Raw genomic sequence first — 22,236 nt, forward strand, 5'->3', positions numbered from 1 at the left:
TCATATAAAGGAGTAATGCTATGAACATTAAAGAAGAAATTTTAGAAATTTTCCAAGACTTATTTATGGAGGACGTTTCAGAAATGCTGGACGAAGACCTCTTTGATGCGGGTGTATTGGACAGTATGGCAACGGTTGAGTTGATCGTTGAATTGGAAGGTCACTTTGATATCAGCATTCCAGTTTCTGAATTTGGTCGCGATGACTGGAATACTGTTCATAAAATTATCGATGGTGTGACGGAGCTTCGCAATGCGTAAGCGTCTATGGAAGATTTTGGGGCCCTTGGTCTGCGCATCCGGTTTGATCGTGGTTTTGTTGCTGCTGACGCCAACCAAGATTCACCATGATGAGGCGCGGGAGAAGGCGGATGCTTATTCTCTGGCCAAGACGGTTTTCAAAAGCCGTCTCCAAAAAGAGCGTGCGCTCAGTGATCCTGATAAAAATTTCGTGCCATTTTTTGGTTCGAGTGAATGGTTGCGCATGGATCCCTTTCATCCAGCAATTTTAGCAGAAAAATACCATCGTTCCTATACACCATTTTTGCTGGGACAGAGTGGATCAGCTTCCATCAGTCATTACTTTAGCATGCAACAGATGGAATATGCCTTGAAAGATAAGAAGGCTGTCTACGTCATTTCGCCACAATGGTTTGTCAAAGGTGGAAGCGGCAAGGGAGCCTTTCAGTCCTACTTTAGTAATGGTCAGTTGGTCTCTTTCCTCCAGGAGCAAACTGGGGGAGCCTATGACCAAGTAGCGGCTCGTCGTCTCTTAAAACTTTATCCAGAAAATTCCAATCGTGCTCTTGTCGAAAAGGTAGCCAAGGGTCAAGAACTCAGCCAAGCGGATAAGGCTTGGCTTGCTACGCAAGCGTATGTGCTGAAAAAGGAAGATTATTTTTTTGATGCATTTGCACCAGAACGCTTCAGTAGTCGATCATTTGAGAAGCAAAAGGCAGTCCTGCCAAATGAATTTTCTTATGACAAACTATCTGATCTTGCGACACTGATTGCCCAGTCAGAAACAGGCAACAATCAATTCGGCATAAAAAATGAATTTTATCGCCAACGAATCGGTTCTCGGCTGAAAGAGTTGAAAGGGGCACAGAAACATTTCTCTTACCTCTCATCTCCAGAATACACAGACCTACAGTTGGTTCTAAAAGAATTTGCCGAATCAAACACTAACGTCCTTTTTGTCATTCCACCGGTCAATGGAAAATGGGCTCGCTTTTCAGGATTGAGCCCAGCCATGTATGCTAAGTCAGTGGAAAAAATCAAATACCAGCTACAAAGCCAAGGTTTTACCAATATTGCTGACCTGTCTCAGGAAGGCGACAAACCGTACTTCATGCAGGATACTATTCACTTGGGCTGGAATGGCTGGTTGGAGATGGACAAACATGTTGCTCCATTTTTGACAAACGAGCAGGCGCAACCACATTACCAGCTCAATGATGCCTTTTTACAAAAATCATGGGCGGCTTACTCTGGACAACCAGACAAATTTAGTGCAGAACAAAAGTAAAACAGTTTTTAGTGACTTATCCAATAAGTGACTAGAAGCCGTTTTCTTTTTTTAGTAGAAGGTGTATAATAGACAAAAAAACTGAGGAGACATTTATGGTTAGAAAAGTCGGAATCATTGGAATGGGACATGTTGGGTCAACACTGGCCCACGGTTTAGTCGCTCAAGGAGCTTTTGATGACTATGTCTTGATAGATACGAATGAGAAAAAGTTATTAGCAGATGCTGGAGATTTTGAAGATGCAGCAGCTAATCTTCCTCACCATGCCAACTTCATTCTCAACGATTATACGGCCTTGGCAGATGCAGATGTGGTAATTTCTGCCTTGGGAGATATTGCCCTTCAGGACAATCCAGATGCAGACCGCTTTGCAGAATTGCGCTTCACAGCTAGCCAGGTACCAATCGTAGCTGCGCAGTTGAAAGAATCTGGTTTCCATGGCGTCTTGATTGTTATTTCCAATCCAGTTGATGTAGTGACCAGCCTTTACCAGCATTATACAGGTCTGCCCAAGGAGAAAGTTATTGGGACAGGGACTTTGCTAGATACAGCACGAATGAAGCGAGCAGTTGGTCAATATTTTGGCATTGATGCGCGAAGTGTATCAGGTTACAACTTGGGAGAACATGGCAATTCCCAATTTACAGCTTGGAGTCAAGTACGCATCAAGGGACAAGCCATTTCGGACTTGGTGGAGGATTCTATTTTAGAAGAATTGACCCACGAATCAATCGTTGGAGGTCATCGCGTCTTCTACGGCAAGAAGTATACCAGTTATGGAATTGCTTCAGCTGCGATTCGCTTAGCTTTGGCAGTCGTGTCAGATAGCCGAGAAGAGTTGCCTGTATCAACCTATTACCAACCTTTAGAAACCTATCTGGGCTACCCAGCCATTGTGGGACGTGAAGGGATTATTGAGCAGGTTAAGTTGCAGTTAACAGCTGAAGAAGAAGAAAAATTAGCAGCGTCGGCTACCTTTATTCAGAAAAAATTAGCAGAAAGTTTGTAAAGCTGAGAAGAGATTTCTTCCAGCTTTTTTGTTTCCTTGGAAGAATGATGGATTTGGTAGTTAAAACAGATTGGTTCCCAAAGAGGACCTCCTATTCTTTGACACGAATGCCTTAATTCTTTGAGGGATTGCTGTAGGTTGAATCTGAAATTGTCTGTCCCCTGAGGGGATAAGGTATATTTGATAGGAAAAGTGCTGTTCCCCTCGGGAGTCAACGCATATCGGAGATGAAATGCAATGATGCATCGTGGAGTCAACGCATATCGAAGCTGAAATGTATTGATGCACCGTGTAGTCAATGTATATCGGAGATGAAATGTGTTGTTGCACCGTGTAGTCAATATGTATCGAAAATGAAATATCCTAATCCCTTGATGGATTAAATTGTATTCGGTTTTAGGTTAGGAAAATTACCCTATCGTCAGACAGTGATTTTCCAGTTTTTTCGTAAACGCTTCCTTGGATTTTCACAATTTGACTTGAACTATGTTATAATAAAGTAATAGGAAAATGGAGGTAGTGTATGACAGTTTTAGTCAAGGATTTGATGAAACATGTGCGCGTTGAATGTGCCTACGGCACGGACGAACTCTTAGAAAAAATCGTCTCAACAGCAGATATTTCTCGTCCAGGTCTTGAAATGACAGGTTATTTTGATTATTATTCACCAGAGCGGATTCAATTGATTGGGATGAAGGAATGGTCCTATCTCATGTCAATGACGTCGCATAACCGTTATTCAGTTCTACGAAGAATGTTTCAGCCGGAGACACCGGTTGTCATCGTGGCGCGTGGTTTGGAAATTCCAGAAGAAATGTACCAAGCTGCCAAGGAAAAAGGCATCGCTATTCTAAGTGGAACAACGGCCACTAGCCGACTTTCAGGAGAGATCTCTTCTTTCTTGGATTCGCGCTTGGCGCAACGGACCAGTGTCCATGGAGTGCTGATGGATATTTATGGTATGGGTGTCTTGATTCAGGGGGATTCTGGTATTGGTAAGAGCGAGACTGGTCTGGAATTGGTTAAACGTGGACACCGCATCGTCGCAGATGACCGAGTAGATGTCTTTGCCAAGGACGATGTTACCTTGTGGGGTGAGCCAGCTGAAATTTTACGCCATCTTTTGGAAATTCGTGGTGTTGGGATTATTGATATTATGAGTCTCTACGGGGCAAGTGCAGTCAAGGAATCATCAGAAGTTCAATTGGCGGTTTATCTTGAAAATTACGAAACAGGAAAAGTTTTTGACCGTCTTGGAAATGGTGGCGACACGATTGAAATCGCAGGAATTACCATTCCACAAATCCGTATCCCAGTTAAAACCGGTCGTAATATCTCTGTTGTGATTGAAGCAGCAGCTATGAATTACCGTGCTAAACTCATGGGATTTGATGCGACAAAAACATTTGAACACCGCTTGACAGCTCTCATCGAGAAGAATACGGAAGCGGAGGCAGACTAATGAATCCAATTGCTATCCAGTTAGGACCGATTGCCATTCGTTGGTATGCTATCTGTATTGTATCGGGTTTGATTTTAGCTGTATACCTTGCTTCTAAAGAAGCACCGCGTAAGAAAATCTTGTCAGATGATATTCTAGATTTTATCCTGATTGCCTTTCCTTTATCGATTATTGGGGCGCGTATCTACTATGTTATCTTTTCATGGTCGGATTATAAGGACAATCTTGGTGAGATTTTTGCCATCTGGCATGGTGGGATTGCCATCTATGGCGGATTGATTACGGGTTTGATTTGTTTGGTCCTCTTTACACGTCATCGTTTTATTGATACTTGGGATTTTTTAGATATCACAGTACCACCTGTGATGATTGCGCAAGCTATTGGTCGCTGGGGAAATTTCTTTAACCAAGAGGCCTATGGGAAAGCAGTTAAAAGTTTGGACTATCTTCCAGCTTTTATCCGTGACCAGATGTATATCGAAAGTAGTTACCGAGTACCGACTTTTCTCTATGAGTCTCTGTGGAACTTCCTTGGATTCATCCTCATCATCATCTTGAGACGGAAACCAAACCTTTTGAAACAAGGGGAGATTACCTTCTTTTACCTCATTTGGTATGGTCTTGGTCGGTTTGTCATCGAAGGCATGCGGACGGACAGTCTCATGCTCGGCGGATTACGCGTTTCCCAATGGCTTTCAGCAGCTATGATTGTTCTCGGTCTTGGATTGCTAGCCTATCGTCGTAGAGATAAGTCTATCCCCTACTACACAAGAAAAGGAGTTTTATGATGATTGAAATTGCAGTATTATTGATTGCTTTAGCCTTTGTGGCAATGGCTGTTTATGTCATTTTACTATTGAAAAAAATATCTAATGTCACGGATGAAGCACAACAAACCTTAAAAGTATTGACCAGTGATTTGAATGTCACTCTTTACCAAACCAATGAACTCTTAGCCAAAACAAATGTTTTAGTTGAAGACGTGAACGGTAAGGTGAATACTTTAGACCCACTCTTTACAGCAGTAGCTGACTTGTCGACCTCTGTTTCAGACTTGAACTCGTCTGCTCGGAGTTTGACCGTTAAAGCTAAAAGTGCTGGACAAAGTACAGTCAAAGCAGGCACAGCTCTCTCGGCATTGAGCGTGGTGTCATCTCTTTTGAAGAAAGGAAAAAAAGATAATGGCTAAAAAGACAAGTATGTTCACAAGTCTCCTTTTAGGAGCAGCAGGTGGTGCAGCAGTAGCAGTTTTCTTAGCATCTGAAACAGGTAAAGTCGTTAAGAATAAAGTAACTAGTTTTGCCAAAGATTACCAAGAAAATCACGACGAAATCAATGAAGACTTGGTTAACAAAGCACAAGATTTGGGTCAACAAGTTGTTAGCAAATTTGACCACGTAAAAACGCAGTTGGAAACAGGTGAGTTGACAGTGGATGACTTGATCCAGTCAGGAAAAGAAAAAGCCCTGGCCCTCAAGGACCAGTCTTTAGAGAAAATTGATCAAGTTAAAGAAAAATTTGCAGAATCAGAAACAATCGAAGTGCTTCAGGAAGAAAAAGTTGTTCAAGACGATATTGAAATCAATCTGTAAAATAAAAAAAGAGAGCTGGAGTTTATCTCCGGTCTCGTTTTTTTTGTTGTAGTCGTTTATAATTTGCTTTTAGCCCTTTTTGAACCAATTTCAGACCCAAAAGTCCTGTAGCCGTTGCCAAAATAAAGGCAAAGAAGGCAGGAATGTCAAGTGACAGATAGATGTAGGCTGAAATTACAGTCAAGATACTAAAAATAGCAATATTAATGAAAAAAAGGACTTCTTTCAATTGCTCTTTTCGGGTATTTCTTTCTTGATACTCTTGGTAACTAGCCTGTTTCTCTTGCGGGATATACTCTTCAAACTGGTCAGGCCGATATTGTCTAAGTGCCATATCGTCTCCTTTTAATGCTTTACAATAATATCATAATAATGCTTTCCTTATGTAACAAGAATGTTACAAAAATGTTACAAAATCCGTTTTTAAGATGAGAAAAGTCTGAACATTAAATTTTTGTTCCCTCTTAAATCCGATGTTGGAATTTGATATAATAGTGTTCATGAAAAAAATTACAATTACAGCAACTGCTGAAAGCGTTGAACAAGTCAAAGATTTGTTGGCAGCAGGTGTTGACCGGATTTATGTAGGAGAATCGGATTACGCACTGCGTCTGCCTACAACTTTTTCATATGATGAATTGCGTGAAATTGCCCAACTTGTGCATGCAGCAGGAAAGGAGCTGACAGTGGCGGCCAACGCCCTTATGCACCAAGATATGATGGACAATATCAAGCCATTCATGGAATTGATGAAGGAAATTCAAGTGGATTATTTGGTAGTGGGAGATGCAGGTGTCTTTTATATCAATAAACGCGATGGTTACAATTTCAAATTGATTTATGATACATCTGTCTTTGTAACCTCTAGCCGTCAGATTAACTTCTGGAAAGAGCATGGTGCTGTTGAAGCAGTACTTGCCCGCGAAATTCCATCTGAAGAGCTCTTTGATATCGCTGAAAATTTGGAAATGCCAGCCGAGGTGTTGGTCTACGGTGCTTCCGTTATCCACCACTCAAAACGTTCTTTGTTACAAAATTACTACAATTTTACAAAAGCGGATGAGACAGACAAGTCAAAAGAGCGAGGTCTTTTCCTTGCGGAGCCGACAGACCCAGACAGCCATTACTCGATTTTTGAGGACAAGCATGGTACCCATATTTTTATCAACAATGATATTGATATGATGACCAAGCTGTTGGAGCTGGATGCGCACGGTTACCGTAATTGGAAACTAGACGGCGTTCTTTGTCCAGGTCAAAACTTTGTTGAAATCGCCAAACGCTTTGTTCAAGCACGTGATTTGATGGAAAAAGGAGAATTTAGCTTAGACCAAGCCTTTGTATTGGATGAGCAAATCCGTAAATTCCACCCGAAAGAGCGTGGACTAGACACGGGCTTCTACGAATACGATCGTAACAAAGTCAAATAAAAACCATTACGGATCATGAAGTTACTATTAAACAGGACATGGTCATGTAACAATCGTCGAAATTATTCAACTATCTTGGCAATCATAAGCGAAAGTGCAGAAGCTTTTTTCGCTACGGAAAATCCTAGAGGACTTTTCCTAATGATTGCACTAGTTTATTCTTTTCCTTGATTTCAAAGTAAAAGAATAGACGTCGTAAAATTCCACCTATCTTGTAAATAGAAAGAATGAAAACATGTCAAATGAAACGTTAAAACGTCCTGAGGTTTTGTCACCTGCTGGGACTTTGGAAAAATTAAAAGTTGCCATTGATTATGGTGCTGATGCTGTCTTTGTTGGTGGGCAGGCCTATGGCTTGCGTAGCCGTGCGGGAAATTTCTCTATGGAGGAAATGAAAGAAGGGATTGACTATGCCCATGCCCGCGGTGCCAAGGTCTATGTGGCCGCCAACATGGTAACCCACGAAGGAAATGAGTCAGGTGCCGGTGCCTGGTTCCGTGAGTTACGTGATATGGGTTTGGATGCGGTCATTGTATCAGATCCAGCCTTGATCATGATTTGTGCAACAGAAGCGCCTGGTTTGGAAATTCACCTTTCAACCCAAGCCTCATCAACCAACTATGAAACATTCGAGTTCTGGAAAGAATTGGGCTTGACCCGTGTCGTTTTAGCGCGTGAAGTGACCATGGAAGAATTGGCAGAAATTCGCAAGCGTACCAGCGTAGAAATTGAAGCCTTTGTCCATGGAGCTATGTGTATTTCTTACTCAGGACGCTGCGTTTTGTCTAATCACATGAGTAACCGTGATGCCAACCGTGGTGGCTGTTCGCAATCTTGTCGTTGGAAATACAATCTTTATGACTTGCCGTTTGGTGAGGAACGTCGTTCAATCAAAGGACAAGTTCCAGAAGAATTTTCTATGTCTGCCGTTGATATGTGTATGATTGATCATATTCCTGACATGATTGAAAACGGCGTTGATAGCTTGAAAATCGAGGGCCGTATGAAATCTGTCCACTATGTATCCACAGTGACAAATTGCTACAAGGCTGCTGTTGATGCTTACTTGGAGAGCCCAGAAAAATTTGAAGCCATCAAGCAAGATTTGATTGACGAAATGTGGAAAGTAGCCCAACGCGAATTGGCAACTGGTTTCTACTACAATGCGCCAACAGAAAACGAGCAACTTTTCGGTGCACGCCGTAAGATTCCTGAGTACAAGTTCATCGCAGAAGTTGTTGCATTTGACAAGGCAACTATGACGGCAACAATTCGCCAGCGCAATGTCATCAACGAAGGCGATCAAGTAGAGTTCTACGGACCAGGTTTCCGCCATTTTGAAACAAAAATCCAAGATTTGCGTGATTCAGATGGCAACTTGACAGACCGTGCTAACCGCCCAATGGAATTGTTGACCATTACCCTGCCACAAGAAGTCTTCCCAGGGGACATGGTGCGTGCCTGCAAGTCCGGCCTTATCAACCTCTACCAAGAAGACGGAAAAGCCGTAACCGTTCGTGCATAAAATAAGAACCTGGGACGAAGGTCCCAGGTTCTTATTTTTTTGTAATTTTAACAGTTTGACGCAGGGGTTGACTGAATGTTCTTATTTCTTGCTATGCAAGTAATTTCGAATATTCGAGGCTAACTTTGTTAGCCTTGTCTCCAACCTTCAAAGGTTATCCCGAATCTTTGAAGCTAGCCAACTGTGCGGTGGTGGGTTAAAAAGGTCTGGGAGACGTTTTTAAGCTAGAAATGGAACTTGCAGGGCAAGTGTCAACAAAATCGATTTCTGCGAAATCACGATTTTTGTCCCACACTCTTTTGTGATTTTCGAATAGGTTCTGGGACGGGGGAAATGCGTTTGATTTCATTCAGGTGAATAATGCTTCCCATATTCTTAGAGAAATTTTTCATGACCAAGTGCTTTCGTTCTCTATCAAATTTGACAATTTCACCAGTAAAACTTTTCTTTTGTCCATAAATGACATGAACAGCTGTGTGTTGGTGGATGGCTGTTTCAATCGTTTGCAACAGAACCGCTTCCAGTTCTTCTTGGTCACTAATGGGTGTCGGAGCTGTTTTCGTTCCTAAAAATACCTTCATCTGATCCAATAGAGGCTCAATGAACTTTTTCATGGTAAAATCCTTTCATCCTTGATACAATAATCTTAGCGAATTTTTTCAAAAAAGACAAGTGTCTACGAATAGATAGTTAGGAGGAAAATATGGCAGAATTTACATTTGAAATCGAAGAAAAATTGTTGGTCCTATCTGAAAACGATAAGGGTTGGACCAAGGAACTCAATCGCGTTTCCTTTAACGGTGCACCGGCCAAGTACGATATCCGTACCTGGAGCCCAGACCATACCAAGATGGGGAAAGGAATTACCCTTTCAAACGAAGAATTTCAAGTCATGCTGGATGCATTTGCTGGAAAATAAAAAGCTAGGAGGATTTCCTAGCTTTTTTACTTCTTATTTCCAACCTTTATTTTTCAAAATTGGCTGAAGAGAGCGCTGTGCCAGGCAAATCAAACTGATTTTGCAGATTTCTGGTAGGAGAAATGGCAGGCAGGTAAGCGCCACTGTTTTGCTCCAGCTGGTTCCTAAGTTAAATTTGAAAAAGAGGACGCCGAGGATGAAGCAAGAGGCAACTCCTAGCAGATTGGCAGCAAATACTTGGACCAATCCTGTATGTCGCTGTGTGAGTAGACTGGTGATGAGTGCGTAGGTCAGAAATCCCCATAAAAATCCTGCTGTTGGGGCTACAAATAGACTGGTCATGCCCCCTGAAAATCCAGCAAATACTGGCAAACCGATGCCACCAAGGAGCAGGTACAGTCCGACGGATGACAGGGCTAGTCTCCAAGGGAATAAACTAGCAATCAGACCGACTGCAAGGGTTTGTAGCGTAAATGGAACGGGACCAATGGCAATGGTAATCTGGGATAGTGTGATTAGTAATGCGACTGCAAGAGCGATGTAGACCAGTTGTTGAAGTTGTGTCTGTTTCATTTGTTACCTCGTTTATTTTTTGGGTTAGCAATAGTCTACCCGCTTGGGTAAGGAAAGTCAATAGCTGACAATCAGCTGTCACAAATCAGAAAAAATAGGCTGCGGATGCAGCCTATTTACTAATATGATGTCTGTTGGAGGAAGTAGTTAAGAAATTCTTGAGCCAAGCTATTTGGCTTAATGGCTCCTTGTGCCTCTGATTTACTGAACCATTGCCAATGGTCGATTTCATGATTTGGCTGAACAGGACCACTGGTTGTCACGACAAAATTGAGCATGAGGGTATTGGAACCTGGATAGTACTGACTTTTATTGAAACGGATAGAAGTCGTGGTGAGTCCAAGTTCTTCCATGATTTCCCGAGCGACAGTCTGTTCGGCAGCTTCGCCTTGGTTGATATAGCCGGCAGTCAGGATATAATCTGGTCGACCATACTGCTGGATGAGGAGAATATTTTCCTGCACTTCATCGAGCACAATCATGCTACAAGCTGTATTGAAGATGGGAAAGCGAAATTATTGGCAAGTCGTTGCAGTAGGGGATGTTCTCTTCATTTTCTAAACATTTAAGTTCCAGTAGATGACCACGGTCGGTGCAATAGTTTTGTGTTTTATAGGTCATGATTAGCCTTCAAAATAGAGCAATTCTTTTGGTGTTTGAGTGAAGACTTCAAATCCATTTTTTGTTACATAGCCGCAATCTTCAATACGTACACCAACTTTTCCAGGAATGTAGATACCGGGTTCAACGGAGAAGCACATGCCTTCTTGAATTTCCATGTCATTGCCAGCCATGATAGATGGGAATTCATGGACATCCATACCCAATCCATGCCCGAGGCGGTGGTTGAAGTACTCGCCGTAGCCAGCTTTTTCAATGACATTACGGGCTGCAGCGTCGACTTCGGCCGCAGTGACACCTGGCTTGATGAAATCGAGTGCCGTTAGCTGCGCTTCCAAGCAAAGGTTGTAGATGTCTTGCTTAAATTGGTCTGGTTTTCCGACAGCAACCGTACGGGTCATATCAGAAGTGTAGCCTAGGGTTTCGACACCTAGATCGAACAGCAAGAGGCTGTTATTTTCAATCTTGTTGGTACCTGGAATACCGTGTGGGTTGGCAGCATTGTTTCCAGTTAGGACCATAGTCTCAAAGCTCATTTTGTTAATGCCTTGTTTTTTCATTTCAAATTCGATTTGAGCGATGATATCTGTTTCCGTCACATCGAGGGAAATGTTGTCAAATCCGACTTGTACAGCCTTGTCTGCAAAATCTCCAGCGACCAGCATTTTTTCGATTTCATCGGCTGATTTGATGAGGCGCATTTGTTGCAAAGTAGGTGTTAAGTTGACAAATTCTCCTGAAAAGACAGTTTGCAAGCCTTTGAACTTGGTCACATTTAAGTTGTCAAATTCAACTGCGACTTGAGGCCAATCTGTAGCAGGAAGAACAGCTTTGATTTTTTCCCATGGATTTTCAGAGTCTTGGTAGCCAACAACTGGGAAGTCCAATGTCGCCTCGGCGCGAGCTACATCAAGGGCAGGCAAAAAGAGGAGTGGGCTCTTATCCGCAAAGACAAAGAGGTACATGTGGCGTTCATGTGGATCAGAAAGATAGCCAGTCAGGTAGTTAATGGAAACTGGGTCAGATAGGACAGCAGCAAAGATGTTGTCTTTTTCAAGTTTTTGAGTAAGATGTGTGATTTTTGACATGATGTTCTCCTTTGAATATGCTACCTTCTATTCTATGCCAAATACGAGAAAAATCAAGTGGAGAGTGGAAAAGAGACGAAAAAAGGTAGGGTGAGTATAAATCAATTCTGTTTTTTCTATAAACATAGAGAAGTTACTTCCATAAATAGGATATTTTTTCAGATTCTGCCAATTTTTTTCTAAAAAAGGGATTCTATCGCTTGAAAGTGGTTTCAAAAAATGATAAACTATAAGAGAGTGAAAGCGTAATTTTCATAAAATAAAAGTTACAGAAAGGATATGCAAATATGATGAATACGGATGATACAGTAACGATTTATGATGTTGCCCGCGAAGCTGGTGTATCAATGGCTACTGTCAGTCGTGTTGTAAATGGCAACAAAAATGTAAAAGAGAATACTCGTAAGAAAGTTTTAGAAGTGATTGAGCGTTTGGACTACCGCCCGAATGCTGTGGCGCGTGGTTTGGCAAGTAAGAAAACAACAACAGTTGGGGTAGTGATCCCCAATATTGCCAATGCCTACTATGCAACTCTTGCAAAAGGTATCGATGATATCGCAGAAATGTACAAGTACAATATTATCTTGGCCAACTCTGATGAAAATGATGATAAAGAAATCAATGTTGTAAACACTCTCTTCTCCAAACAGGTTGACGGGATTATCTTCATGGGTTATCATTTGACAGACAAGATTCGCGCTGAGTTTTCACGTTCTCGTACGCCGATTGTTCTTGCGGGTACGGTTGATTTGGAACACCAATTGCCAAGTGTCAATATTGACTACGGTCAAGCAGCTAAGGATGTTGTGGACTTACTGGCGAAAAACAACAAGAAGATTGCTTTTGTATCAGGTCCACTTGTGGATGAAATCAATGGCAAAATTCGTTTGTCAGGCTACAAAGAAGCCCTTCAAGCCAACGGTTTGGAATTTAACGAAGGCTTGGTTTTTGAGTCTAAGTATAAATACGAAGAAGGCTATGCCCTTGCAGAACGCCTCTTGAATGCAGGTGCAACTGCAGCCTATGTAGCAGAAGATGAAATTGCAGCTGGTCTTTTGAATGGTATCTCTGACCGTGGAGTCAAAGTACCAGAAGAGTTTGAAATCGTGACAAGTGATGACTCGCTCGTTACCAAGTTTACACGACCAAACTTGACCTCTATCAGCCAACCACTTTATGACATCGGTGCCATTGCCATGCGTATGCTGACAAAAATCATGCATAAAGAAGAGTTGGAGAACCGCGAAGTCGTGCTCAATCACGGCATTAAAGTGCGTCAATCTACTAAATAATAAAAGGCTACTGTGGTAGCCTTTTTCAATTTTTCCCGGTTTATGATAGAATAAGTAAAAAGAATGTGTGACTGGAGAGAGAATGAGCAAGAAAATTATTAACATGATGTCGAGCGCTACAAAGGTATCAGGTCAGGGAGTTGGCTCTGCCTATCTGGAGCAAGTTGATCTGGTCAAAACAGGCTTATCAGAAGAGTTTGAAGTGACCATCAACCAGTACAAATCAGCAGATATTACGCATTACCATACCATTGACCCTCAATTTTATCTGACGCAGCCGTGGTTTAGTCGTAAGGGGACATCGGTCGGTTATGTGCACATGTTGCCGGAGACGGTTGAGCAAAGTCTACAACTACCAGGTTTTGCAAAGAAAGTTTTTTACAAGTATATGATTGCTTTTTACAAGAGAATGGACTACTTGGTGACGGTTAATCCGTATTTTATCGGTGAGTTGGCTCGTTACGGTGTGCCCAAGGAAAAAGTGACCTATATTCCTAATTTTGTGTCCAGTCAGACTTTTCACCCATTGACAGAGCGGGAAAAGGCAGAAAATCGTGCCCAGTATGGCTTTGCACAAGATGATTTTTTAATTGTCGGAGTAGGGCAAATTCAGACCAGAAAAGGTGTCTTTGATTTCTTGAAAATGGCTGAGCGTTTACCACACTATCAATTTGTATGGGCGGGTGGATTTTCATTTGGAAAAATCACGGATGGTTACGAAGAGTTGAAAAAAGTGGTCGATAACCCACCGGCAAATGTTACCTTTTTAGGGATTGTTGAGCGGGAGAAGATGAATGCGGTCTATAATCTAGCAGACGTGATGATTTTGCCATCTTTTGAGGAACTCTTTCCCATGTCTATCTTGGAAGCCATGTGTACGCATAAGCCAATTCTGTTGCGGGATTTGGAAATTTATGAGGATATTCTCTTTGATTTTTACCGTCGAGCAGAAGATTTGGATGGTTTTATCAAGGAGATTGAACACTTGGCGCAGGATGACCACTATTATGCACAGGCGGTGGACGATGCCAAGCGGGGCAATGAATTTTATTCTCGGGACCATGTGTTAGAGATGTGGCAAGATTTTTATGAAAAGGTCCTGCCAAAAGAAAAATAGAAAGGAATTTGGATGAGAATAGGCTTATTTACAGACTCTTATTTTCCACAGGTATCTGGCGTTGCGACCTCCATCAAGACGCTGAAAACGGAGCTGGAAAAGCAGGGGCATATGGTGTTTATTTTTACTACCACGGACAAGGGTGTGAATCGCTATGAAGACTGGGATATTATCCGCATTCCGAGTGTGCCCTTCTTTGCCTTTAAGGATCGTCGCGTGGCCTATCGGGGCTTTACCGATGCCTTGAAAATTGCCGAGCGCTACAAGTTGGATTTGATTCATACTCATACAGAATTTTCTTTGGGAATTTTAGGGAAAATGATTGCGCGTGAGTTGGATATTCCAGTGGTTCATACTTATCATACCCAGTACGAGGACTATGTTCGCTACATTGCCAATGGGAAACTCATTCGTCCAAATATGGTCAAGTACATCGTCCGAGCCTTCTTTAAGGACTTGGATGGGGTGATTTGCCCCAGTGAAATTGTCGAAGATATCCTCAGCGAATACCAGATTACCATTCCTAAAAGGGTGATTCCGACGGGGATTGATTTGGCAAAATTTGACCGCCCAGAAATCACAGAAGACAATATCGAAGACCTACGACAACAGCTCGGTATCGCTAAAAATGAGACCATGCTGCTTAGCTTGTCTCGCATTTCCTACGAAAAAAATATTCAGGCAGTTGTTCAAGCCATGCCAGTCATTTTAGAAGAAAATCCAAATGTGAAGTTGGTCATTGCTGGGGGTGGTCCCTATGCCAAGGATTTGGAGGCCATGATCGTAGACTTGGGCTTGGAGGCAGCTGTACAGATGACAGGCATGATTGCACCGAGTGATACGGCCCTCTATTATAAGGCGGCAGATTTCTTCATTTCGGCTTCAACGAGTGAGACTCAGGGCTTGACCTATCTGGAGAGTTTGGCCTCTGGAACTCCTATCATCGCACACGCCAATCCTTATTTGGAAAATGTCTTGACCAATGCCATGTTCGGGGCTCTTTTTGAGGAAGAAGACTTGGCAGCCACGGTTTTAGCAGCCATTGACCAGACGCCGTCTATGAACCAGCATGTGCTGGATAAGAAATTGTACGAGATTTCGGCAGAAAACTTTGGTCGCCGTGTCTATGAATACTATCTAGATTTGAAAATTGCCTATGATTTTCGGAAAAATCAATTAAACGGTGATACTGTTGCAGAAGAAATTCTCAAGGGAGCTATCGAGCTTCCCAAGCGTGCCTTCGTCAAATCCTCAGATACGACAGCAAAAATTTGGAAGGCTTCAATCAAACAAGTCAAGTCGATTCGTGATTACTTGGATTAGAGGCTAGAAAGTTATGCTCTCATCTGTATCATTCAGCCTGCGAAGACGCTGATGTTCTTCAAGGGCTGGATGATGGTTTTATTTTCACAGTAGAAGAAGGAAAACTATCGGATTTTGAGAGACTGCTTTTCAGCTGTCTTTTTCTATGAAGGAGTGCAGTAGGAGGGCAATTTTGCCGTCAAGCGATTGGACATTTGTACCTAAAATACTTCTATTTTAAGGTTATAATCTATTTTTTTGATGACAAATTGGGACGAAATTCCTTTACTCACTTAAAAGAAAGCGCTACCATATATGTAACGATAGCGAAAGAGGCGTATATGATTTCGAAAATGCACCAACTATTGGATATCCTCGAAACGAATCCAGATGTATATGCCTTATTTAGGCACTGTCCCTATGAACTTTTGCGGAAAATACGGGTCAGGAAGTTTACAGATGGTGAATTTGAGTTGGAACAAGGCGAAATCTATCAGTATATGTATATCATTGTTGATGGAAGAGCCAATGTGTACTCGGAATCGGAAAATGGGAAAAAATATTTTCTTTGTTGTAGTCAGTCTGGGGACTTGATTGGGGATATGGCATTACAACCACATATTCGTTGTGATAGAGAACAAGGGGGAAGATACGCCATATTACCCGGTGACCCACAGAGGGTGGACCGTGTAGCGGAATTTTTAGAAAATGTAGAATTCATAGCCTTTAATCGTGAACACAAAACCATGCGTGGAACCTATAAGGGCATTCCAGTGTTGGTCACTTCGACAGGGATGGGCGGTGCGTCAACTGGTATCGCGGTAGAAGAATTAGCGCGTATCGGTGTAGAATGTATGATTCGGATTGGCTCATGTGGTGCCTTGCAGCCGGAAATGCAAATGGGAGATTTGGTAATCTTGAACGGGGCTGTGCGTGATGAGGGAACGTCAAAATCCTATGTGGATTCGATTTTCCCAGCGGTTCCAGATCCGGATGTTTTATTTGCTTTACGAGGGGCCGCTATAAAGGAAGGATTTGCCTACCATGTCGGAATTGGTCGTAGTCACGATAGTTTTTATGTTGATAATGAACGGGATGTTGACCATTTTTGGTCGAAAAAAGGTGTGCTAGCAGGCGATATGGAAAGTGCAGCCCTATTTACCATTGGCAGTCTACGTGGGATTAAAACGGGTTCTATATTGAATACGGTAGCGCTCTACGATGGTAAATTAGAAGATGAAATCAATCAATATGTGTCTGGAGAAAATAGGGTGACACAGGGCGAGAAAAATGAAATTATTACGGCATTAGAAGCGATTGCTAGCTTAGAGGAACAAAGGAAAGGATAGAGTCATGGGGTGGAAAAATAATAATCCCTTGTCATTGAAGTTTAATACTGCAGCCTTGGTGCTGATTCCGGCAGGGGTTGGTATCAATTATATCGGAAAGTTGATTGCGGGGGTTCTCAAGTTACCACTGTGGCTGGATTCGATTGGGACCTGTTTATCCGCTTGTTTGGCAGGACCGATTGTAGGGGCTATCGTGGGGATCATGAACAACTTGATTTATGGCTTAACGGTGGATCCCATTTCTACAGTTTATGCCCTCACCAATGCAGCTTTAGGTATTGCAGTTGGTTTGTTGGCTTATTATGGTAGTATGAAGAATATCAGAGGAGCCTTGTTTACGGGGATTGTCGCTGGATTTGCAGCGGTCTTGGTATCTACGCCGCTAAATATGATTTTTTGGGGTGGTACTACAGGAAATCTATGGGGAGACTTAGTCTATGCCGGTCTCTTGTCTCAAAAATTCCCAGTCTGGTTTGCCTCATTTATGGATGAAGTAGTGGTAGATATTCCGGATAAAATTGTCGTATTATTACTTGTGCTCAGCTTGTATAAGAGCTTGCCAAAGAGCTTGCTATCACTTTATCAAAGCAATAGTGCGATTAAGAGTTTAGATTAAGGAGGTCTCCATGAAAACGATGAGTTTATATGAGGATAAGCAGTCATTTTTGAATAGCTTGTCTCCACTAACCAAGATGTGGTATGTGATTGCGATGATTCTGATGCCAATTATTGCAGGTGATTTGTGGGTATTTGGTCTTACGATTCTGGTCGGTGTTCTATTGCTAGGGCATTCTAAAGTGTTGAAGCAGACCTTGCCAATCCTGAGTGTATCTGGCTTTGTCATTTTGACAGTAGGCATTATCCAAGGCTTGTTTAGAAGTGGAAATGTTACGCCTGTTTTTCAACTAGGTCCAGTCATTTTTTATAAGGAAGGCTTGCTGTTTGCGGCAGAAATTGCCTTGAATGTCTGCAATATTATCTTGGCTTTCAGTGTTCTGATTTTAACGACAAAGTCGTCAGACATGATTGAAGAGCTGGTGAGAAAAGGTTTTTCACCTCGCATGGGCTATGTCTTTGTTTCCTTGTTCCAATTGATTCCGCAGATGACCAGCCGGATGGCAACCATCACGGATGCACAAAGAAGTCGTGGGATGGAAACGGAAGGTTCCATGTTGGTGCGGATAAAGGCCTTCTTGCCATTGGTGTCTCCAGTGATTATGAGTTCCTTTATTGATACCAAGGAACGGGCTATCGCCTTAGAGGTTCGAGGATTTAATTCTAAATCGAAAAAAACATTTATCAATCCACCCATTCGCTCACGATTTGACCGATTGATTCAAATTTGTTGCTTGATTGGGCTAGTCGCAGCAATTGTTTGGAGGGTTCTATAATGGCGCATATTAAAATTGAAAATCTAAAATACCAATACCCCTATGCCGAAAAGTTGGCCTTGGATAGCATTACCTGCGAGATTCAGCTAGGTGAGTTTATTGGTGTCATTGGCCGAAACGGTGCTGGAAAATCTACCTTCTGTCAGGCCTTGACAGGGCTGGTTCCGAATTTTTACCGCGGTTCTTATGGAGGTAAGGTTTGGATTGACCAAGCTGAAGTGAAAATGGTCGAGGTCGATGATTTGTGTCAAAAAATCGGCAGTGTATTCCAAAATCCCTTTAACCAAATTACCGGCTCAAAAGCGACCGTCTATGAAGAGATTGCCTTTGGTTTGGAAAATTTCGGCGTGCCAAAAGAAGAAATGGAGGCACGAATCGAGGAAAGCCTACGCTTGCTAGACATTGAAGAGTACCGCGACCGAGCTCCCTTTGATTTGTCAGGTGGGCAAATGCAGCGGATGGCCATCGCCAGTATTATGGCTATGAAACCGGAGGTCATTATTTTGGATGAGCCAACGTCGCAGTTGGACCCCCAAGGTAGCGAGGCCGTTTTCAAAGCCATTCAGTCTTTGAGTAAGCAAGGCATTACCGTAATCATGGTAGAGCACAAGATTGAAAAAATTGCAGCCTATAGTGACCGAGTGATGCTACTCGATCAGGGGAAATTGATTGCTATGGATACACCTCAGGCGGTTTTTTCTCGACCAGATTTGGAAGAATATGGAGTTGTGCCACCGACTTTCACCAGAATCTGCAAGCAACTTGGTTTGCAACTGCCAGGCAGTTCCTATTATCCTGTAACACTAGAAGAAGCGTGTCAGCTGTTGGCCAAGAATGGAGGTGAAGCACATGAATCAAATTAGCGTTAGTAACTTGGAATTTGCCTATCAGCCAGAGAAAAAAATCTTGAATGGACTGAATATCACTCTAGATGAGCGGTCAACTGCTATCATCGGTCAAAATGGTGCTGGAAAGACTACTTTTGTTAAGCTTTTAAAAGGTCTCAGTCGTCCAACGGCTGGAAAAATAATGTTGAATGGTCAAGATTTGAGTGAACAATCCGTAGCCAAAATCGCTAAAAGTATTGGGCTCATTTTTCAAAATCCAGATGACCAAATCTTCAAACATACAGTATTAGATGAAATTATGTTTGGACCGCTGCAAATGGGATTGAGCCATGCCCAAGCAGAAAAGGCTGCTAGGGATGCCATGTCTTTGCTTGGTTTAGACGGACTAGACAAGGTCAACCCTTATGACTTGGGCTTGTCGGATCGAAAAATGGTGTCGATTGCAGCCATTATTGCTATGGATACGCAGGTCGTGATTTTCGATGAACCAACGATTGCGCAAGATGATGCAGGAAAACAATTGATTCAGTCAGTGATTCACTTGTTGAGAGAGCAGGGAAAAATTGTCATTTCCATCTTGCACGACATGGATTTCGTAGCGGAAACATTTGAACGAGCCCTTGTCTTTGCGCAGGGCGATGTCTTGTTGGATGGAAGCGTGCGCGAGGTTTTCTCACAAAAGGATATTCTTGAAAAAGTCTATCTTTCTCAGCCAACTACGACACAATTATGCCAAGCCTTGGGCTATGACGAAGTTTTCCTCACTCCTGAAGAATTCATCGCCTACAAGCAAGAATAATGGTATGTTGAACAGTGAAAAGGCAAGTCTGCCCTTTTAGTGTGCGAAATAGAGAGATTAGTTGCTCAAATCGCTTGAAAAAATTGTGGATTGTGCTACAATGAAATGCAGAGACATGTCTAGCCTTGTCGAATGGTCGAGAGAGTGCCCGTTGCTGGGAGTGGCACCCATTCATGGACGGATACTACTCGGTATGATTTTATGCAAACATAAAAGGGTGGTCACCTTAGAACCAATAGAGGCACGGATTTTTTCGTGTAAACTAAGGTGGAACCACGCAGTCTGCGTCCTTTTTGAGGACGTGGACTTTTTGATTATCTTGTATAGCATTCGAGGAGTATCTTCGTGAGAAGGGCAATGAAGGATGTGTATATAGATCACCAACATGGATACAAAAGTAAAGGAGAACACTATGATTAACATTACGTTTCCAGATGGCGCAGTGCGCGAGTTTGAGTCTGGTGTAACAACTTTTGAGATTGCGCAGAGCATTTCAAATTCTTTGTCTAAAAAAGCTTTGGCTGGTAAATTCAATGGTCAGTTGATTGACACGACACGTGCTATCACTGAAGACGGTAGCATTGAGATTGTGACCCCTGACCACGAGGATGCTTTCGACGTCCTTCGTCACTCAGCTGCTCATCTTTTTGCCCAAGCCGCAAAACGCCTCTTCCCAAATCTTCACTTGGGTGTCGGTCCTGCTATTCAAGACGGTTTCTACTACGATACAGACAATGCTGAAGGCCAAATTTCAAACGAAGACCTTCCTCGTATTGAAGAAGAAATGAAGAAAATCGTCAAAGAAAACCACCCATGTATCCGCGAAGAAGTGAGCAAAGAAGAAGCTCTTGCAATCTTCAAAGATGACCCATACAAGGTGGAATTGATTTCTGAGCATGCGGATGACGCAGCTGGTTTGACTATCTACCGTCAAGGCGAGTTTGTGGACCTTTGTCGTGGCCCTCACGTGCCATCAACTGGTCGCATCCAAGTTTTCCATTTACTCAATGTGGCAGGTGCTTACTGGCGTGGTAATAGCGACAACAACATGATGCAACGTGTTTACGGGACAGCTTGGCTTGATAAAAAAGACCTCAAAGCCTACCTTCAAATGCGTGAAGAAGCTAAAGAGCGTGACCACCGTAAACTCGGTAAAGAGCTTGACCTTTTCATGATTTCACAAGAAGTTGGACAAGGTTTGCCATTCTGGTTGCCAAATGGTGCGACTATCCGTCGTACCCTTGAACGCTACATCACTGATAAAGAGTTGGCGTCAGGTTACCAACACGTTTACACACCACCAATGGCTTCTGTCGAGCTTTACAAGACATCAGGACACTGGGACCACTATCAAGAAGACATGTTCCCAACAATGGATATGGGAGACGGAGAAGAATTTGTCCTTCGTCCAATGAACTGCCCACACCACATTCAAGTCTACAAACACCATGTTCACTCCTACCGCGAATTGCCAATTCGTATCGCTGAAATCGGTATGATGCACCGCTATGAAAAATCAGGTGCCTTGACTGGTTTGCAACGTGTGCGTGAAATGTCTCTTAACGACGGTCACCTCTTTGTCACACCAGAGCAAATCAAGGATGAATTCCAAAAAGCCTTGCAGTTGATTATTGATGTTTACCATGATTTCAATTTGAATGATTATCGCTTCCGTCTGTCATACCGCGATCCTGAAGACAAGGAAAAATACTATGACAACGACGAGATGTGGGAAAATGCCCAAAGCATGTTAAAAGCTGCTCTTGATGAAATGGGTGCTGAATACTACGAAGCTGAAGGCGAAGCAGCCTTTTACGGACCAAAACTCGATATCCAAGTGAAAACTGCGCTTGGTAACGAAGAAACTCTCTCAACTATCCAGCTTGACTTCCTCTTACCAGAACGCTTTAACCTCTCTTACATCGGTGCAGATGGCGAAGAACACCGTCCAGTCATGATTCACCGTGGGGTTATCTCAACCATGGAACGCTTCACAGCTATCTTGATTGAGACCTATAAAGGTGCCTTCCCAACTTGGCTTGCGCCAACACAAGTCACTCTTATCCCCGTTTCAAATGAGATGCACACAGACTACGCTTGGGAAGTGGCAAAAGAGCTCCGTGATCGTGGTGTCCGTGCGGAAGTGGATGAGCGCAATGAAAAAATGCAGTACAAAATTCGTGCCAGCCAAACTCAAAAAGTCCCATACCAGCTCATCGTTGGCGACAAGGAAATGGCAGACAAATCCGTCAACGTTCGCAGATATGGCTCAAAAGAAACCCATACTGAAACCGTGGCAGACTTTGTCAACACCATCCTCGCTGACATCGACCGCAAATCACGTCCACAAGACTAATAGACATGAAAGAAGCTTGAAAGCTTCTTTTTTTG

General features: G+C 42.7%; 23 protein-coding genes and 1 pseudogene. 19 read left to right on the forward strand and 5 right to left on the reverse strand.

Translation table 11 applies throughout. The features are described from left to right. Positions 1-20 precede the first annotated feature (20 nt). The 7 genes and pseudogenes from dltC to ABID27_RS00730 all read left to right on the forward strand — a co-directional run. Positions 21-260: a D-alanine--poly(phosphoribitol) ligase subunit DltC gene (dltC, locus tag ABID27_RS00700; protein WP_354279555.1), complete on the forward strand. Its 240-nt coding sequence runs from the start codon at positions 21-23 to the stop codon at positions 258-260. Next, positions 253-1,527: a D-alanyl-lipoteichoic acid biosynthesis protein DltD gene (gene dltD, locus ABID27_RS00705; protein ID WP_253362527.1), complete on the forward strand. Its 1,275-nt coding sequence runs from the start codon at positions 253-255 to the stop codon at positions 1,525-1,527. Before dltC ends, dltD begins: the two co-directional genes overlap by 8 nt. A gap of 95 nt (positions 1,528-1,622) precedes the next feature. After that, entirely contained in the window at positions 1,623-2,537 is a 915-nt protein-coding gene (locus ABID27_RS00710) for an L-lactate dehydrogenase (protein ID WP_354279557.1), read from the forward strand. Positions 2,538-3,060: 523 nt separating this feature from the next. Then, the gene (gene hprK, locus ABID27_RS00715) at positions 3,061-3,999 is read left to right on the forward strand and encodes an HPr(Ser) kinase/phosphatase (RefSeq protein ID WP_354279559.1); all 939 of its coding nucleotides are present in this window, start codon (positions 3,061-3,063) and stop codon (positions 3,997-3,999) included. Continuing rightward, positions 3,999-4,787 (forward strand): prolipoprotein diacylglyceryl transferase, encoded by a 789-nt coding sequence (lgt, locus tag ABID27_RS00720; protein WP_253362534.1) that lies wholly within the window; start codon positions 3,999-4,001, stop codon positions 4,785-4,787. Before hprK ends, lgt begins: the two co-directional genes overlap by 1 nt. Then, positions 4,787-5,188, forward strand: coding sequence for a DUF948 domain-containing protein (locus ABID27_RS00725; protein ID WP_301282789.1), 402 nt, complete (start codon positions 4,787-4,789; stop codon positions 5,186-5,188). The genes lgt and ABID27_RS00725 overlap by 1 nt, the downstream gene beginning before the upstream one ends. Beyond that, a pseudogene (locus ABID27_RS00730) lies at positions 5,181-5,468 on the forward strand (YtxH domain-containing protein); the annotation flags it as partial. The gene ABID27_RS00725 and the pseudogene ABID27_RS00730, both read left to right, overlap by 8 nt. 145 nt (positions 5,469-5,613) lie before the next feature. Here ABID27_RS00730 and ABID27_RS00735 read toward each other — a convergent pair. After that, entirely contained in the window at positions 5,614-5,925 is a 312-nt protein-coding gene (locus tag ABID27_RS00735; protein ID WP_253362540.1) for a DUF3270 domain-containing protein, read from the reverse strand. 166 nt (positions 5,926-6,091) lie between these two features. On the opposite strand from ABID27_RS00735, the gene ABID27_RS00740 reads away from it, so the two are divergent. Together ABID27_RS00740 and ABID27_RS00745 are read left to right on the forward strand one after the other, a co-directional pair. Then, complete coding sequence (locus ABID27_RS00740; RefSeq protein WP_253362542.1) at positions 6,092-7,021, forward strand: peptidase U32 family protein; 930 nt, start codon at positions 6,092-6,094, stop codon at positions 7,019-7,021. A gap of 235 nt (positions 7,022-7,256) precedes the next feature. After that, the gene (locus tag ABID27_RS00745) at positions 7,257-8,546 is read left to right on the forward strand and encodes a peptidase U32 family protein (RefSeq protein ID WP_354279562.1); all 1,290 of its coding nucleotides are present in this window, start codon (positions 7,257-7,259) and stop codon (positions 8,544-8,546) included. 275 nt (positions 8,547-8,821) lie between these two features. Here ABID27_RS00745 and ABID27_RS00750 read toward each other — a convergent pair whose 3' ends face one another. After that, the gene (locus ABID27_RS00750) at positions 8,822-9,160 is read right to left on the reverse strand and encodes a hypothetical protein (protein WP_253362547.1); all 339 of its coding nucleotides are present in this window, start codon (positions 9,158-9,160) and stop codon (positions 8,822-8,824) included. A gap of 89 nt (positions 9,161-9,249) precedes the next feature. On the opposite strand from ABID27_RS00750, the gene ABID27_RS00755 reads away from it, so the two are divergent. Further along, the gene (locus ABID27_RS00755) at positions 9,250-9,465 is read left to right on the forward strand and encodes a YdbC family protein (protein WP_253362549.1); all 216 of its coding nucleotides are present in this window, start codon (positions 9,250-9,252) and stop codon (positions 9,463-9,465) included. A gap of 33 nt (positions 9,466-9,498) precedes the next feature. Here the strand turns inward: ABID27_RS00755 and ABID27_RS00760 are convergent, their stop codons facing one another. From ABID27_RS00760 to ABID27_RS00770, 3 genes are all read right to left on the reverse strand, one after another. Continuing rightward, positions 9,499-10,038: a biotin transporter BioY gene (locus ABID27_RS00760; protein WP_354279565.1), complete on the reverse strand. Its 540-nt coding sequence runs from the start codon at positions 10,036-10,038 to the stop codon at positions 9,499-9,501. A 119-nt stretch (positions 10,039-10,157) separates the two neighbouring features. Further along, entirely contained in the window at positions 10,158-10,520 is a 363-nt protein-coding gene (locus ABID27_RS00765; RefSeq protein WP_354279567.1) for an NAD(+) diphosphatase, read from the reverse strand. A 141-nt stretch (positions 10,521-10,661) separates the two neighbouring features. Then, positions 10,662-11,747, reverse strand: coding sequence for a M24 family metallopeptidase (locus ABID27_RS00770; RefSeq protein WP_354279569.1), 1,086 nt, complete (start codon positions 11,745-11,747; stop codon positions 10,662-10,664). Between the two features lie 290 nt (positions 11,748-12,037). Here ABID27_RS00770 and ccpA point away from each other — a divergent pair, with 290 nt between their 5' ends. The 9 genes from ccpA to thrS all read left to right on the forward strand — a co-directional run bounded on the left by ccpA (position 12,038) and on the right by thrS (position 22,201). Further along, positions 12,038-13,039, forward strand: coding sequence for a catabolite control protein A (ccpA, locus tag ABID27_RS00775; RefSeq protein ID WP_253363281.1), 1,002 nt, complete (start codon positions 12,038-12,040; stop codon positions 13,037-13,039). A gap of 82 nt (positions 13,040-13,121) precedes the next feature. Next, a complete protein-coding gene (locus ABID27_RS00780) occupies positions 13,122-14,156 on the forward strand; it encodes a glycosyltransferase family 4 protein (protein WP_354279571.1) in 1,035 nt (344 codons plus the stop codon). Between the two features lie 12 nt (positions 14,157-14,168). Further along, positions 14,169-15,479: a glycosyltransferase family 4 protein gene (locus ABID27_RS00785; protein ID WP_354279573.1), complete on the forward strand. Its 1,311-nt coding sequence runs from the start codon at positions 14,169-14,171 to the stop codon at positions 15,477-15,479. A 320-nt stretch (positions 15,480-15,799) separates the two neighbouring features. Further along, the gene (locus ABID27_RS00790; RefSeq protein ID WP_354279575.1) at positions 15,800-16,807 is read left to right on the forward strand and encodes a phosphorylase family protein; all 1,008 of its coding nucleotides are present in this window, start codon (positions 15,800-15,802) and stop codon (positions 16,805-16,807) included. A gap of 4 nt (positions 16,808-16,811) precedes the next feature. Continuing rightward, positions 16,812-17,423, forward strand: a complete 612-nt coding sequence (locus ABID27_RS00795; RefSeq protein ID WP_354279577.1) for an ECF transporter S component — start codon at positions 16,812-16,814, stop codon at positions 17,421-17,423. Positions 17,424-17,433: 10 nt separating this feature from the next. After that, positions 17,434-18,198, forward strand: a complete 765-nt coding sequence (locus tag ABID27_RS00800) for an energy-coupling factor transporter transmembrane component T family protein (protein WP_354279579.1) — start codon at positions 17,434-17,436, stop codon at positions 18,196-18,198. After that, a complete protein-coding gene (locus tag ABID27_RS00805) occupies positions 18,198-19,061 on the forward strand; it encodes an energy-coupling factor ABC transporter ATP-binding protein (protein WP_354279581.1) in 864 nt (287 codons plus the stop codon). The genes ABID27_RS00800 and ABID27_RS00805 overlap by 1 nt, the downstream gene beginning before the upstream one ends. After that, complete coding sequence (locus tag ABID27_RS00810) at positions 19,048-19,845, forward strand: energy-coupling factor ABC transporter ATP-binding protein (RefSeq protein ID WP_354279583.1); 798 nt, start codon at positions 19,048-19,050, stop codon at positions 19,843-19,845. Before ABID27_RS00805 ends, ABID27_RS00810 begins: the two co-directional genes overlap by 14 nt. Before the next feature lie 412 nt (positions 19,846-20,257). Next, entirely contained in the window at positions 20,258-22,201 is a 1,944-nt protein-coding gene (gene thrS / locus ABID27_RS00815) for a threonine--tRNA ligase (RefSeq protein WP_354279585.1), read from the forward strand. Positions 22,202-22,236: the final 35 nt, after the last annotated feature.

It is taken from the genome of Streptococcus gallinaceus (assembly GCF_040545695.1).
In the GTDB taxonomy this organism is placed as follows: domain Bacteria; phylum Bacillota; class Bacilli; order Lactobacillales; family Streptococcaceae; genus Streptococcus; species Streptococcus gallinaceus.